The sequence below is a fragment of the Streptomyces sp. NPDC002276 genome (genome assembly GCF_053891435.1).
Genome location: NZ_JBSFCQ010000072.1, coordinates 1 through 1,009, shown reverse-complemented (window position 1 = coordinate 1,009; position 1,009 = coordinate 1). Strand labels below are relative to the sequence as shown.

Genomic DNA, 1,009 nt, shown 5'->3' with positions numbered 1-1,009 from the left:
CACCGACCGCGTCGGCAACCTCCAACAACCGCACCCGCCACGGCAGATCCCGCTCCAGATCAAAACCCGCGCCAGTCACACCGGCCACCGCCGAAGCCACCCCATCCGAGGACACCGCTTCCACGACGACCTCAGGAACACCCGCAGCACCCGTCAGAATCTCCTGCCGCGGCTCACCGTCCACCTGCGGAAACACCGTCCGCAAGCTCTCATGACGACCCGCCACATCCCCCAACGCCGCCTGCAACGCCCCCACATCGAGCGCCCCGCTCAGGCGCAGCACGAGAGGAATGTTGTACGTCGCGGACACGCCCTCCAACTGGCCCAGGAACCACAGCCGACGCTGCGCGAACGACACCGGAAGAACCCCCGGCCGCACCCGCACACCCAACCGCTCCCGAACCCCACCACCCTCATCAAACCGACCCACCAGACCCGCCACCGTCGGCGCCTCAAACAACGCCCGGATGCTCACCTCTACCCCGAGGACGGAACGGACCCGGCTCACCAGACGAGTCGCCAGCAGCGAATGACCACCCAACTCGAAGAAACTGTCATCGATCGAGACGGCATCCACGCCGAGGACCTCGGCGAACAGACCGCACAGGATCTCCTCCCGTGAGGTACGCGGCCCACGACCCACACCCGCGGCGTACTCCGGCGCCGGCAACGCCCGCCGGTCCAACTTCCCGTTCGGCGTCAACGGCAGCGCATCGAGCGTGACGAACGCCGACGGCACCATGTAATCCGGCAACCGCCCCGCCGCCAGACCACGCAGCACGGCCGTGTCGACAGCACCACCATCAACAGGCACCACATACGCGACGATCCGCTTGTCCCCCGGGATGTCCTCCCGCACGACAACCGCCGTCTGAGCCACCTGCCCGTGCCCTGCCAGGACGGCTTCGACCTCACCCGGCTCGATACGGAAGCCGCGCACCTTCACCTGTGCGTCAGCCCGGCCGAGGAACTCCAGGACCCCGTCCGTGTTCCAGCGCACGACATCCCC

General features: G+C 67.9%; 1 protein-coding gene. It reads right to left on the bottom strand.

The features are described from left to right. Positions 1 to 1,000: phosphopantetheine-binding protein (locus tag ACWIHT_RS47250; RefSeq protein ID WP_456174840.1), on the bottom strand; the 1,000-nt coding region annotated here is incomplete at its 3' end. Between the last annotated feature and the right edge of the window lie 9 nt (positions 1,001 to 1,009).